The organism is Neobacillus sp. BF23-41, from assembly GCF_041106275.1.
In genome coordinates, this window is record NZ_JBGBPR010000018.1 from 20,544 (window position 1) to 34,470 (window position 13,927).

Here is a 13,927-nt window from a genome sequence, read left to right on the forward strand (position 1 = left end):
TAACAGGGTTCGAAATAGTCTGTCAATTATTTTTTAAGTAATCCTATAAATTTAGTTGGTTTTAAAGTATTGAATATTAATAATAACCATGGTAAGTTATTATCAATTAATTCATTCGAATGAATCGACTAGTCTACTGGAGATTCGGCGAAAAGACACATATGTCTTTTCGCTGAATCTCTTTTTTTATTTTAGAAAGGATGATGAGCATTATGGTATCAACAGTGGAAATAAATCATGTAAGAAAAACTTTTAAGAGTGACAATGAAAGCATTAAAGTTTTAGAGGATTTTAATCTCGGTGTAAAATATGGTGAGTTTATGACCATTATTGGTCCCAGCGGTTGCGGAAAAAGTACATTATTAAAATTGATTGCAGGACTTGATTTAGATTTTGAAGGCGAGATTAAGATAGCTGAAAAGGCAGTGAATGGTCCCTCTAAGGATCGTGGCTTTATTTTTCAAGAGCATCGTTTGTTTCCCTGGTTAAACGTAGAAAAAAATATTGCAGGTAATCTGTCATTAAAAGATCCGGATATACGTTCAAAAGTGGACCATTTAATTTCACTTGTAAAACTTAAAGGATTTGAAAAAGCATATCCGCGTCAATTATCCGGGGGAATGTCACAACGTGTGGCAATTGCCAGGGCCTTGCTGCGAAATCCTGAAGTGTTATTGTTAGATGAACCGTTTGGCGCATTAGATGCATTCACTCGCAACCATCTCCAAGAAGCTTTACTTGAAATATGGGAGGAAAATCAGACGACAATGATGCTTGTAACCCACGATATTGATGAGGCGATCTTTTTGTCATCTAAAGTCGTCGTCATGGATGCAAAGCCAGGGCGAATAAAGGGTATTGTACCTATTGATTTGCCTTATCCAAGAACAAGGATCAGTAAAGCGTTCCAAGAATACAGAACCGTTATCTTGAAATACCTTGATCACCAAGTTAATGAAATAGAAGATTGGAGCATTTAACTAAAAAAAGAAAGGATGATATAAATGTCTACACAAACAATCGCTCAGAACAAAGCCATTTCAATTAAGAAAAAGAAATCACAATTAACAAAAAGCTACTCTATTTGGCGAGGATTATCCCTGCCTGTTTTCGTATTGATTTTATGGCAATTCTTAAGTTCAATCGATATCTTGTCCGCTCAATTATTTTCTTCACCATTGTTAATTGTCACCCGCTTCATTGAACTAGTCCAGTCAGGGGAGATGGCTAAACATTTGCAAATCAGTTTAATCCGAGCATTTCTCGGCTTTGCAATAGGCGGTTTTCTCGGATTATTAATAGGTGTCATTGTTGGCATGAACAAAATGGCGGAGGAATATTTAAACCCAAGTATCCAAATGCTCCGCACTGTCCCACTGCTTGTGATTACACCGCTGTTTATCATGTGGTTAGGGTTTGGTGAATTATCTAAGATATTACTAATTGCTTTAGGTGCCTTTTTCCCTTTATATTTACAAACCTTTTTAGGCATTCGTAATGTAGATAAAAAATTATACGATGTTGCTCAAATATTAGAGTACAGCCGAATAGAGCAAATAACTAAGCTTATGATTCCAGCTTCTCTACCTAATATTTTACTAGGTATACGCTTAGCTCTAAGCGCTGCCTGGATGTGCTTAGTTGTCGCAGAGTTATTGGGCGCAGATAGAGGTGTGGGCTTCATGATCCAAGATGCCCGTTCTTTTATGCAGACAGACACTGTCTTTGTAGGCATTATCATCTTTGCCCTTGCTGGTAAAATATCCGACTCTATTGTCCGCTTTTTAGAAAATCGTTTACTAAAATGGCAAGATAGCTTTAAAGCTTAACCAAAAACCAATCAATCCACATCTCATTCAACTAAGAAAAGTCGTCAAGACCTCCAAATTACTACAACATAAAAAGACTACTTCCTATATATATGAAAGTAGTCTTTTTTGTAGAAAAAACTATATTAACTGATATTGTTAGCACTTTTTTCTTTTTTATTATCATGGTACTTATAAGATAAAGATCAATTAATTTCGAGATTGTCTTTTTGGAAATCAACAATTTCCTATCAACTAGCTACGCCCATATTAGTCCATTGCTCTATTTTGAGTTAAGATCTATGAATTTTTCACTTATATCGGAACCTCTGATTTTTTACCGTGGGACTGGAATTTTTTGCGTATTGGTCAAAACCCGTATCATAAAATTGAGCGACCTTACTGGACCAGTCGCTGGTATCTTTCCCGCTGGTCCGTTCAGACATATAGGATGATATCGTTTGATCATATTGGTCAATAATTTCCTTTTGAATTTTCGCATCATACTGTTCTTTCTGAAGTGTTGCCTTAATTGGCAGCCTTGGTTTTTGAGCGGGGACGGATTGTGGATATCCGACCACCAGACCTGAGATTGGAAAAACATATTCCGGAAGATTCATTAGTTCAACAAAGGTTTGGGGATTTCTCCGTAATCCTCCGATTGGAACGATCCCAAGACCCATCGATTCAGCCGCTATAACTGCGCTTCCCAGAGCGATCCCTACATCTGTTGAACCGATCATAATGGCTTCTAAGTCCTCGACAATTTTAAACTCCGTACCATTTTTTTCAGCTGCCAGCTTCGCCCGATAAAAATCCATGCAAAACACTAGAAAAACTGGAGCTTCCTTAATCCACCTTTGGTTGCCTGCCGCCTTCGCCAATGCGGCTTTCCTTTCAGTTTCCCTGACTTCGATCACGCTCACTTGCTGACCATTAATCCAATTGGGACCAGCCAAAGCCGCCTCAATAATCACTTCGATCTGGGCTTCGCTTACCTCTTTTTCAGTGTCGAAGTCCCTAACTGAGCGATGATTTCTTAATAATTGAATGGTTTCGTTCATACTATCACTCCTCGTGTATACGATACTACACACGCAGCTTTAAATTCAAACACCTGAATCTAATAAAAGTGCCTGACACCACTGAAGGTGGTGTCAGGCACCATTTTACTTATTAAGAAGTTCTAAAAAGGAACAAATGGTTAAGATCCCTTTATCGAAGTTTTCTAAGTTAAAGTGTTCGTTTGGAGCATGAAGATTTTCATCTGGCAAACCGAAGCCCATTAAGACAACAGGAGCATGTAGTGATTGGTTGAAATCCGATACAATAGGAATGGAGCCACCTTCTCTTTTGTAAACAGGCGATTTCCCATAAACAGTTTCATACGCTTCAGCCGCTTTTTGAATCATCGGACTGTCGATCGGCGTTAAAAATGGATTCCCCGTATCTTGTAGCGACACTTTCACCGTGCATCCTTTTGGTGCATGTTCTTCCAGATGCTTTTTTACCAATCCTTGAATCTTTTCAGGGTTTTGATTGTGGACTAGACGGCAGGTGATTTTGGCATGAGCCTCGTTCGGGATGACCGTTTTAGTTCCTTCCCCCTGAAATCCGCCCCATAATCCGTTAATTTCTAATGTTGGCCTGGAGCTGATTCTCTCAGGATAAGGATAATTGTTTTCCCCTCCTGTTAAATCAGTTAATGCTAACGATTTTTTTAACTTTTCTTCATCGAAGCCCAGTGCTTTAATTTGTTCCTTTTCAAATGCGGTTAATTCCACTACATCATCATAAAAATGGTCAACATTTACTTTACCATTTGAATCATGAAGAGTAGAAAGCAGCTGTACCAATAGATGGTTGGCGTTTTGAACTCCCCCGCCGAACATGCCCGAGTGCAAATCAGAATTTGCGGTTTTAAGGGAAACTTCTAATGCACACAGACCTCTTAATGAATAAGTAATCGCAGGGACGCCTCTGTCCCACATATCAGAATCGGAAATCACGACCACATCACAGGATAATTTTTCTTTATTCTCGGATAAGTATGGCGGAAGATGAGGACTTCCGATTTCTTCTTCTCCTTCGATGCAAAATTTTACGTTTACCGGTAATTTACCTTCTAATTTCAATAGTGTTTCCACTGCTTTGATATGTAAGAACGTCTGCCCTTTGTCGTCGGTTGCCCCTCTGGCAAAGATCTTTTCATCACGGATCGTTGGTTCAAACGGAGGCGTTTCCCATAGATGAATGGGATCAACGGGCTGTACGTCATAATGGCCGTACACTAAGACTGTTGGGGCATTTTCCTGATGAAGCCAGTCCGCATAGATAAGCGGATGACCCTTTGTCTGGACGATTTCAACATGTTCCATTCCAATGCTTTCTAATTTATTGGCAATCCATGAAGCTGCTTTTTGAATGTCCTCTTTATGCTCGGATAAGGAACTGATGCTTGGAATCCGGAGCAATTCTTTTAATTCCTCGACATTTTGATTATGTTGATTGGATAACAACTCGGATAATTGACTCATGTTCTCACCTTTTCTCGTTTATTTTCTATTCTTATATTATACAAAAAGAATGGAGAAAACCCACAATCCGCTCTAATTCATATATCGATATTCCCTCAAACTATTCAAATTTGAAATTTCCTGTAATAGTTCTTTACCAATATTCGTTTCTCTTACCTTTTTTCTCACCAGTTCTTTATCCACTACTCTTTTTACCGATAATACATCGGTACCGTCACTTAATACATTTTCTTTTGAATGAAACTGTTTATGAGCAACCAATTGCATACCGTAGGAATTATATAGTAACGTGTATCCTGCTATACCTGTTACAGATTGATAGGGTTTTGAGAACCCACCATCGATAACAATCATTCTTCCATTCGCTTTGATGGGATTCTCTCCCTCAATTTCTTTCACTGGTGTATGGCCGTTGATAATATGACCCTGCTCAGGGTCGAGATCGAATTCAGCCAAGAGTTTTTTGCAAAGTTCTTCATTCTCACGTAAGTAATAATAAGGGTTCTTTTTCTCCTTATGCGTTTCCTTATCCTGAATAAAGTACCTTTCAAAGGTGGTCATTTCTCTTTTTCCAAAGAGGGATGAGTATTCTCCGTTCCATAAATACCAAACCATATCAGTTGCAAGGTCATCTGTATTTTCCGGATGTTCAAAAGCATGTCGTAAATTATATTCAAACGTATCAAGTAATTCACGGCCTGCATACGTTTTATTCTCAATCGTCATTTTTTCCATATTTCCTTCTTCATCTAAAGGAATGCAACCATGAATTAACAAGTTTCCGTTATATTTCAAATAAAGGCTGCCTTTTTTCATAAGGAATTTCATATGTCTAGCCAGCTTTTCGGAATGCTGAACGGAAAATAACAATTTTTCGATCACTTGTTTTTCTTCATCTAATAATTGATCTGGCTGCATTGGATTAACAGTAGCAAAGCAACTATTTACTAGAGGGTAGGTTTTCCCATGTATCGTTATTTCGTTCTTTTCATAATCAATTTTCTCAAGTAAAAGTCTTTCTGACATATTAAAGTACGGGCGCCTCTTAATGATCGGAATTTCCAGTTTGAATTGAATCATGGCGATCGCTTGATGAATTTTCGTAATTTGCAGTTGTTCATGATTAGATAGTTTTTTATCGGAATGGACCTTAGGTCTAAAAACTGGATTGTCTTCATAGTACTTTTCCGCTAGATTAAGTAATGGTCTTAGATTGATTCCATATACATCTTCAATAATATCCAAATTGTCGTATCTCGCACAAATACGAATAATATTAGCCAGACATACCTTTGATCCAGCAAAGGCACCCAGCCATAGGACATCATGGTTTCCCCATTGAATATCAACCGAATGATAATCGATCAGTGTTTCCATAATTTTATCGGGCTCGGGTCCACGGTCGTAAATATCCCCTACTACATGAAGATGGTCGACAACTAATCGCTGTGTCGTATAGGCAAGACCTATGATCAGTTTATCCGCCTGTTCTAAGGAGATAATCTGCTGGACAATTTTTGAATAATAATCATCCTTATTTGTGGAATCATCTTTTTTGTAGAGTAACTCTTCAATTATATACACAAACTGTTTCGGCAAAGCTTTACGTAACTTAGAGCGTGTGTATTTGGAGGAGGCATAAGAAATGAGCTTAATCATTCGCTCAATGATTTCTGTATACCATTGGTTTAATTCTAGTTCATTACCAAAATGACTTTTTATTAACTTCAGTTTTTCCTCTGGGTAATAAATTAATGTTGCAAATTCATTCCTTTCGGATTCAGATAAGGTATGTTGAAACAGGTCATTAATTTTCTCTTTTACATTCCCTGAACCATTTCTTAATACATGTTGAAAAGCTTGATACTCACCATGTAAATCACTGACAAAATGTTCAGTCCCCTTTGGTAGATTTAGAATGGATTCGAGATTAATAATTTCTGTTGCTACTTTTTCTGCACTATCATATTTTTGGGCGAGTAAATCTAGATATTTTGCGTTCAAAAAATATGTATCCCCTTTCAGAATTGACTGCGTTGCTTTTATTAACATTATTCATTAATGATATTATAAGGGATAAATAGAATATATTTATATCATAATACATATTTTTATTGTCTTTATTTGCAAAAGAAGGAAACTTGATGACTGCAATCGCAGAACTTCGCAAAACACATCACTCTTCACCAGCCGTAAGATCAAGTACAAATCGACCTGGAATTGCTCTTCCAGCAGGAAATGATTCGGTTGATTGCCTATGCTTTGGTACGGACTTTTGGTTCTCATGTTGGGAATCAATTTCTGCTACAGTCAGTAAAGATTCATTTTCCCAGTTCCTCAGAATCCCCACCACATAGCTCAGCCTTCGCTTGTTATTGGCACACGCAATATTCATCGCTTTTAAAATCACCTCTTTCGGCTGTAAAAAGCTAGAATCATCTAACCAAACTAACAGCTGCTCTTTCGCATTCATGTTCGAAAAACCAAATCCATTGTCGTCCCAAAACTCAATAATTTCTTTTACATCTACTATTTATCTGCTATGGATATATTTTCTACTTTAGCATTCATCCATTCCACAAGACCTTCATAATTTCTTGCTAACAAAAGATGGCTCGCTACTTCCTTCATCTCTTTATTACTTTTAAATGAAGCGTTTTTCAACTCTCGAATTTCCCTTGCATATTTTTGAAGTACCATTGCCATTTGCACCGTATCTTGATAAATCAAGTTCATGTCCCAGCGTACAGCTCCTTCTGCACACATACACGATCCAGATTGGTTTTCGAAATGGACCGTCCACTTATAATGAAGAGTCAGTTCACTTAAGTATTTCTCCTGAATCACCTTGAACCAGGCACCTTGATATCCTCCAGAGATTTGGACATTTGGCGCGTAACGGTGATGGCCGTGGCAGCCAGCAAGAGTTGTAATACCCGCCTTGTTTAATGATTTAACTAGCATCGCCATGTTTGCATCCATATCCAAGGCATTGACCTTAATTCCAAACCGTCATTGAGCAAAGGATCTCCACTGGAAATGATAGCCTTCTATCTGGACAGGGAATTCTCGCCCGGGAGCGTTCATGATCTTCTTCATCGTAACAATCGGAGACCTGTTTACTAACACCTGAAATTGGTTATCCAGCCAAAAAGTTGGGATACCAAGGCTGCTTATTAATTGTTTTGTTTTCGTTATATCCTCCTGGGTATTTTCGTCTGACAGAATAATAAAATCGTCTTTAACCTCAATAAATAAGCCTCTCATTTGCAGTGCTTCTGCAATTCTTTCTGTGGCATTCATCATTTCTAATTTCAATAAGTTCATACTTATCATCCTCCTTTAACTTTCTGCTCCTTAAATATACAAAAGTCCGGTTACGATGGTCGTAACCGGACTTCTTTATCCATTTCGGAGGACTTTTGCTGGGATCTCTGCTTTCCAAACATATTCGCCCAAGTCTGTCGTTTCTAAGATATTTTTATCTATATCGTTTCGTCCCATTGCCTGAGAAAGTTTTTTTCTTATCGCTGATATATACCGTCTTACGGTAGTGGGGTTAACGGTTTGATCGTTCCAAACAGCATTTTCGATTCTGCTTTTTGTACAATAAATCCCTTTATTTTCAATCAAGTAACCAATCAGATTGGCTTGTTTTGGCTCAAGCCGAATAGTATCCTTTATTCCATAAAAAAGCTTCTCTGGACCTGCCAAATTGAGAACAACACACTGTCCTTTTTCTGCCTCCTCGACAAGTTGGTCTAAATCCCGATTCTTGAACATCGTTCGATTCTCATCTATTTCTTTTAAAAGAATAGGCTCTTTCCGTTTAAGTTTCATCTTATCTTTATACAATTGTATGAACCAGGAATGTTCACCTTACCCATCTGATTTCTGTGCTTCTTGAATAAGTTGCAACGCTTTTTGCACATATCCCATTCTTGAATAGCCTAATGCAAGGTTGCACAATAGTTTGATTCGTTTGCTCGGGTGTTTCTACAATGTAACATTTTTTCCTTCCTCTGATTCGGAGAGTCTCTTTACTTTATTGGACTTTAATCCGGATACGATAAACCCCGCTCCTGTGAAAAGAGCGCCAATGACCTCAATAATCTTCTGTCTGTCGCCTGAAACACTGGCCGCAGCAAACACTATGGTACCGATCAATAAAAGATACCCTGTAATTTTAGGAAATACCTTCCCTCTAATCATCGATACTCCCAACAAAATCATTCCTAATACAAACAGGAGCGGTCCGATCGTATAAATGGGCTCAGTATATGCTGTGCTAAAAACATGGGTAACCTTTTCCCCTGAAGCCTGTGCGATTTCCACAAAAACAATGGCTGTTACTATGATGTTTCCTATGTTTCCTAGAATCATAGCAAAAAGACCCAGCAATCCGTTTCTATCCTCTTGAAGGGAATACAAGCCAAAAAAAGCAAAGACGAGCAGTAAATGGGCAGCAAAAATAAGAAAAGTACCAAAAATGCTTTCATGTTCACTTGCCAGTAGGTTTAAAGAATGAGCCAACACCAGAAGGATTCCAGAGAGAATTGCAGTGATACGCCCCATACGAGGAATAGATTGATTCATATTCTTTTACACTCCTTTATTTTTTTTAAGCTAGGATGATTTAATGGATTGGGAAAAAAGTAAAATGACAGAGCAGACATGATGTCGGATAGAGCATGAACAAGGATTAGTGGAAAAAGTCTACGTGTTTTCAAGTAAATGATCGGGATGGTTATCAAGTGCCTGACACTTTTATTTTTCCGCTTAATGAATTATAAGATATATAAAGAATAATCCCATTTGGGGTCATCGGCCCAATTTACATAATCTGTAGCGATGACGACATAACTAAACAAATAATTACCTATTTTTGAATATCAAACAAGATTGAAAATTATCATGTAGAAGAAACTTCTGAGGTTGAAATAGTGAGGAAAAAGGATGCATTTATAGGAGTAAGTTTAATTTATTAAAACAATCAATATGTTCCTAGGTAACCTAACTCCATATCAGTAAGCAACAAACCGTCTTCTATCATCAATTTTTTCATGAACGTCTTACTCCTACCCATTTTTTTTCGATAATATTTGGCTCTTCCCTGCTCGTATGAAGGACATACATTTCCCGTGAAGGATCTTCTCGGTGAAATATTTTGTATATTTATTTTATCATTTAGGAAATGGCAAAGAAAGCCGTAATCTAAACTTGATCTTCTATTAGTTTTACTTATTTCCCCTAACAAAAAAACACTCACAAATATTGATATTCCAACATTTGTGAGTGTTTTATCTTTTATAAAAAAGATTGAATCCTTATAAAACAGATGACGATGATCGATTATATTCGATACCTTGAATGCGCTCCTGATGGGTGTAAACATTAAATCCGTTAGCTCGGATAAAGCCAACCGCCGTAATTCCGAGTTCCTCTGCTAAATCTAGGGCAAGATTGGTAGGTGCAGATTTGGATAGAATAATTCCTACTCCAATCTTGGCTGCTTTTAGTAACACCTCGGATGAAATTCGGCCACTGAAAGCAATGATTTTGTCCTTAAGTGGTATTCGGTTAATCATGCAATAGCCAAAAAGTTTATCCAGGGCATTGTGTCGACCGATATCCGTTCGTGCTGCCACAATTCCATCCTTCGTACAAAGGGCTGCATTATGAACCCCGCCGGTTTGTTGAAAATGTGAAGAGTTTTCTTGCATTTGCTTCATTAACTCACGGCATTGTTCCGGTGTAACCGTCAATTTTGTCATAACTGTTTTAGCTGTCTTTACGTCGTTATGAAAGTAAAATTGCCGCCCTTTTCCACAACAAGAACCAATGAATCTCTTCGAATGGAAATCTTTTTGGAGCGAATGTTTACTCACAAGATCAACATAAGCAAATCCCGTTTCTTCATCAATATGGATCGATTGAATATCTTGGTAGACTCGAATCACACCCTCAGAAGCTAGGAAGCCGACCACCAATTCTTTCAGTTCAGAAGGGGTACAAACCATGGTGGCAAACTCAGTTCCATCTAATATAATCGTTAAGGCAGATTCGACTGCAATATCATCCTCTTCCTCTATGAAGTTATGTCCATTATACTTGACAATGTTTTGAGAAGTAGTGATTTCCTTTAACATATGCGGTGCCCCTTTCCATAGATATTCTTGCCCTTAACCAACTTCTGTTTCAAGCTCAGCAATCGGCTTTTCTAGATATTGGGTATCTTTACGCGCATGATATCGTTCTGCTTTTTCAACAGTAACCGTGATGTTGTAATCCGGAATGCCGGCAAATTTCTCATACCGACCGCGCGGCAGTAAGTAGTTACCCTCCGGGAAATGAACTTCTAAATTTCCTTGCGCAATATCAACAAATTTTGCCGTACCTTGGAAGACGCCAAATCCGTTATAAACAACAATTCCTTCGCCTTCAGCAATGCTTAATTTTTGCCCATCAACAGGACTCATTAATACATCATATCGACCAGCACCGTTTAACGGATCTACTTCTTTATACACCATCGAGTTAAACTGCTTACCACGGCGGGATGTAATAATAAATTGTTCTGGCTTTTTATTTAAATCCGGAATATCAACCGGAATTAAGGTACCTCTCCCATCTGGAGTTGGACAAATTCCATCTTCACATAACCAAGCGCCCCCCCACTGGAAAACGTCTCCTTGCTTTTTCAAATGCTGAATTCCGTCGTAATCAGGGTTTGCTTTGGCAATTTCCTCACGAATTGCCTGCCCGTCAGCAAAATCGACCAAATGAAACGTTTCTGGTTTCACACGCTTAGCAAGGTCCAGATAAATCTTCCATTCTGCACGTGCTTCTTCAATCATGTTTTTGTTACCAGTAATTTCCGGAGAGAAGTAAACCATCCGTTCTGTTGATGTACTCGTGCCGCCTCCTTCTTGCTCATAACGCGTTTTCGCCGGTAACACAATGACTGCTTCTTTCGCATCGACTAAGGTCGATGTGTTTAAAATAATATCTTGATGAACGCGAATCTCCAGTTCGGATAAGGCTTGTTCAATAAAATCTGGGTCAGGCATCGTTTCTAAGAAATTACCACCAGATAGGTAATATAATTTCACTTTCCGCTCATGATCTTCTGGAAGAACAATGTTTTCTAGTGTGACGCCAACGATATCACCCTGCCACTTTGGCAGGTCAAATCCCCAAAGTTTTTCTACTCGCTCTACATTTTTCTCATCCCAGCCTCCGCCAGGTAAAACAAACGGGTCTGCCCCCATTTCTCCACTGCCTTGAACACTAGAGTGTCCACGGAACGGCATAAGACCAGCGTGCTTTCGTCCTAAGTGTCCACGAAGGAGTGCAAGGTTTGCTACTTGTGAGATATTGTCAGTTGCAAATGAGTGCATGGTCAGACCCAGCGCCCATGCATACACCGCATTTTTGCTGTTTGCTAAAAGCTCAGCTAATTCAATGATTCGTTCTTTAGAAACACCTGAAGACTCGATGATATCTTCCCAAGGTTGTTCTTGGACTTTTTTCTTTAATTCCTCGTAACCGTTTACATGTTCATCTACGAACTCATGGTTAATCGCTGACCCATATGCTTTATCCTCCATATCAAACCAATGCTTCATGATTCCATGCATAAAGGCAATATCCCCGCCAATGTTGACTTGATAGAAGTCATCGGCAATTTTTGTACCGAATAATGCAGACTCAGGGTTTGAAGGAATCCAATACTTATCCATCGCTGGTTCACGGTATGGATTAACAACAATGATTTTGGTTCCTTTTTTCTTTGCTTCAAGCATATATTTCGAAGATACAGGTGATGAGTTCGAAGCAACACTTCCCCAAAACAATAAGACATCTGTTCCGATCCAATCTAAATAATTGGATGTCGAAGCTCCCACACCAATGGAACGTTTTAAAGCTGTTTTACTTGGAGCATGGCAAATACGGGAAGCGTTATCAATGTGATTGGACCCAAGAAAGCGTGCGACTTTCGCTGCAACATAATAGCTCTCGTTTGTAATCCCCCGAGCGGTTAAATAAAATGAATATTGTTTCGGATCCAACTTTTTCATTTTATCTGCAATTAAATCCATTGCGTCATCCCATGTAATCCGTGAAAATTTACGTTCCCCTTTGCGACGAATCATTGGATATGGAATCCGGCCTAGCTTACGAAGTTCACTGCTATCATATTTCTTAAGTTCATCGATATCGGCATGAAGAATTTCAGGATTAATCGCAGGCATTGTATTTAGCCGAAGCACATTCAAACGTGTGGTGCAAACGTGCGGTCCATCCAATGTTTGGTCATATAACCCTGAGACACCGAGCGCACAACCGTCACATACCCCTTTTGTAATAATACGTGTGGCATAGCCGATATTGTCTTTATTATCCCAAGCGATTTTCATCGTATCGCGGATATGCTGCGGCTTAATCTTTCCTAGTCCAAAAGGAATTGGACTAACCCAGTATTTAGGAGCAGGTAACATTGCCTTTTTTTGTGGTCCTGGATGTTGAGTTTTTCCCATTTTCATTTCCTCCTCTATTTGTCAATTGCAATGATCCCAATAAAAAACCACCTAGGACTTTATTCATCCGTAAAAAAGGACAAATAGATCTAGGTGGTTAGTCTTTAACAGGTACGCTGTCAAGTGCCAACATTATGCAGTTGAAAGAAGTATTTATTGGAATTAATATTAAGTCTTTAAGTTCTAAACTTTACCTCAATATCTTGATCAAACACGAAGATCGACATCCCCATGTCGGTTTCAATATCAATATCCACAAAGACACGAATGAATCTTGCATCAAGTAGCTCTTCCATTTCCTGAGGATAGTTTTTTTTATAAATGTCCTTTACCATTTCAGTACGAGCAGATCGTAACATTTGTTTCCCATCTTCGGCTGTTGCAATAAATTTTTCAATAGGAGATAAATTACCTTCTAATTCACAAATTGCCCAGTTCTTACAAAAAGTTGTTCGAACCTGACTAGGGCCTTTACCCATAAAACGTTTTCGATACGTGCGAACAATGTTACTAAATTCTGCTTCATATTTATTCACATAACTCAACTCACTTGTTTTTACTCAATATTATCACTATGTTAATGATGTTTATTCTATTATTATACAATAAAACGAAACAAAAATAAAAACCATTGTAATAGATTCCTTATAGGTTCCATAAAAAAGGCGGAATCCCAATTGAATCATTACAACGGTTCTACTAAAACAGGTTCGCTGTTAAGCACCAACAGTTATAATATTTTACCCTTGTCATATGAGTTAAAAAACCTCTTAACCGATCAACAGGTTCGCTGTTTCGTATTAAAAAGAGACTCATATTTTATAATAAAATCGTAAATTTCACAAATTGTTCACATTTGACAACTTAATCATAACATGGCAGTGAAATCAACACAATAGATAAAATTTTTAATACCATTTGTTCTCGTTCCGACGCCTTATCATAGAGCGGTAAATATGAAATCGCGACTGTGTAGATAAAATTATTCATCGCGGATTTCGTTCGATCAGGAGAATCATGAATCGTTTACCACTTCCTTCTT

13 protein-coding genes and 1 pseudogene are annotated in these 13,927 nt (G+C 38.2%); 2 read left to right on the forward strand and 12 right to left on the reverse strand.

The window, feature by feature from the left end; genetic code table 11:
- The first annotated feature begins 212 nt into the window (after nt 1-212).
- Both AB7942_RS22085 and AB7942_RS22090 read left to right on the forward strand, forming a co-directional pair.
- A complete protein-coding gene (locus tag AB7942_RS22085) occupies nt 213-980 on the forward strand; it encodes an ABC transporter ATP-binding protein (protein ID WP_369448523.1) in 768 nt (255 codons plus the stop codon).
- A 24-nt stretch (nt 981-1,004) separates the two neighbouring features.
- The gene (locus AB7942_RS22090; protein ID WP_098934815.1) at nt 1,005-1,829 is read left to right on the forward strand and encodes an ABC transporter permease; all 825 of its coding nucleotides are present in this window, start codon (nt 1,005-1,007) and stop codon (nt 1,827-1,829) included.
- 290 nt (nt 1,830-2,119) lie between these two features.
- Here the strand turns inward: AB7942_RS22090 and AB7942_RS22095 are convergent, their stop codons facing one another.
- The 12 genes and pseudogenes from AB7942_RS22095 to AB7942_RS22150 form a co-directional block, all read right to left on the reverse strand.
- Entirely contained in the window at nt 2,120-2,872 is a 753-nt protein-coding gene (locus tag AB7942_RS22095; protein WP_369448524.1) for an NADPH-dependent oxidoreductase, read from the reverse strand.
- Between the two features lie 105 nt (nt 2,873-2,977).
- A complete protein-coding gene (locus tag AB7942_RS22100; RefSeq protein ID WP_369448525.1) occupies nt 2,978-4,345 on the reverse strand; it encodes a dipeptidase in 1,368 nt (455 codons plus the stop codon).
- Between the two features lie 72 nt (nt 4,346-4,417).
- Nucleotides 4,418-6,349, reverse strand: coding sequence for a fructose-1,6-bisphosphatase (locus AB7942_RS22105; RefSeq protein WP_369448526.1), 1,932 nt, complete (start codon nt 6,347-6,349; stop codon nt 4,418-4,420).
- A 172-nt stretch (nt 6,350-6,521) separates the two neighbouring features.
- Nucleotides 6,522-6,878 (reverse strand): DnaD domain protein, encoded by a 357-nt coding sequence (locus tag AB7942_RS22110; protein WP_369448569.1) that lies wholly within the window; start codon nt 6,876-6,878, stop codon nt 6,522-6,524.
- Nucleotides 6,875-7,315 carry a hypothetical protein gene (locus AB7942_RS22115; protein ID WP_369448527.1) on the reverse strand — a complete coding sequence of 147 codons (441 nt, stop codon included), beginning with the start codon at nt 7,313-7,315 and terminating at the stop codon, nt 6,875-6,877. Before AB7942_RS22115 ends, AB7942_RS22110 begins: the two co-directional genes overlap by 4 nt.
- A 42-nt stretch (nt 7,316-7,357) precedes the next feature.
- On the reverse strand, nt 7,358-7,672 hold the full coding sequence (locus tag AB7942_RS22120; protein WP_369448528.1) for a hypothetical protein: 315 nt from the start codon (nt 7,670-7,672) through the stop codon (nt 7,358-7,360).
- 75 nt (nt 7,673-7,747) lie between these two features.
- A complete protein-coding gene (locus AB7942_RS22125; protein WP_369448529.1) occupies nt 7,748-8,128 on the reverse strand; it encodes a winged helix-turn-helix domain-containing protein in 381 nt (126 codons plus the stop codon).
- Nucleotides 8,129-8,341: 213 nt separating this feature from the next.
- Nucleotides 8,342-8,941 carry a DUF4386 family protein gene (locus tag AB7942_RS22130; protein WP_335711662.1) on the reverse strand — a complete coding sequence of 200 codons (600 nt, stop codon included), beginning with the start codon at nt 8,939-8,941 and terminating at the stop codon, nt 8,342-8,344.
- A gap of 731 nt (nt 8,942-9,672) precedes the next feature.
- A complete protein-coding gene (gene fdhD / locus AB7942_RS22135; protein ID WP_335438503.1) occupies nt 9,673-10,494 on the reverse strand; it encodes a formate dehydrogenase accessory sulfurtransferase FdhD in 822 nt (273 codons plus the stop codon).
- A gap of 33 nt (nt 10,495-10,527) precedes the next feature.
- On the reverse strand, nt 10,528-12,885 hold the full coding sequence (locus AB7942_RS22140) for an FdhF/YdeP family oxidoreductase (protein ID WP_335438502.1): 2,358 nt from the start codon (nt 12,883-12,885) through the stop codon (nt 10,528-10,530).
- 176 nt (nt 12,886-13,061) lie between these two features.
- Nucleotides 13,062-13,421, reverse strand: coding sequence for a Na-translocating system protein MpsC family protein (locus AB7942_RS22145; RefSeq protein WP_335438501.1), 360 nt, complete (start codon nt 13,419-13,421; stop codon nt 13,062-13,064).
- 376 nt (nt 13,422-13,797) lie between these two features.
- Nucleotides 13,798-13,911: pseudogene (locus AB7942_RS22150) on the reverse strand (DNA alkylation repair protein); the annotation flags it as partial.
- Nucleotides 13,912-13,927 lie beyond the last annotated feature (16 nt).

What these genes read in the sequence shown, in the direction of transcription:
- AB7942_RS22085 (WP_369448523.1), top strand. Translation starts at nt 213, where the DNA reads ATGGTATCAACAGTGGAAATAAATCATGTAAGAAAAACTTTTAAGAGT.
- AB7942_RS22090 (WP_098934815.1), top strand. Translation starts at nt 1,005, where the DNA reads ATGTCTACACAAACAATCGCTCAGAACAAAGCCATTTCAATTAAGAAA.
- AB7942_RS22095 (WP_369448524.1), bottom strand. Translation starts at nt 2,872, where the DNA reads ATGAACGAAACCATTCAATTATTAAGAAATCATCGCTCAGTTAGGGAC.
- AB7942_RS22100 (WP_369448525.1), bottom strand. Translation starts at nt 4,345, where the DNA reads ATGAGTCAATTATCCGAGTTGTTATCCAATCAACATAATCAAAATGTC.
- AB7942_RS22115 (WP_369448527.1), bottom strand. Translation starts at nt 7,315, where the DNA reads ATGGCGATGCTAGTTAAATCATTAAACAAGGCGGGTATTACAACTCTT.
- AB7942_RS22120 (WP_369448528.1), bottom strand. Translation starts at nt 7,672, where the DNA reads ATGAACTTATTGAAATTAGAAATGATGAATGCCACAGAAAGAATTGCA.
- AB7942_RS22125 (WP_369448529.1), bottom strand. Translation starts at nt 8,128, where the DNA reads ATGTTCAAGAATCGGGATTTAGACCAACTTGTCGAGGAGGCAGAAAAA.
- AB7942_RS22130 (WP_335711662.1), bottom strand. Translation starts at nt 8,941, where the DNA reads ATGAATCAATCTATTCCTCGTATGGGGCGTATCACTGCAATTCTCTCT.
- fdhD (WP_335438503.1), bottom strand. Translation starts at nt 10,494, where the DNA reads ATGTTAAAGGAAATCACTACTTCTCAAAACATTGTCAAGTATAATGGA.
- AB7942_RS22140 (WP_335438502.1), bottom strand. Translation starts at nt 12,885, where the DNA reads ATGGGAAAAACTCAACATCCAGGACCACAAAAAAAGGCAATGTTACCT.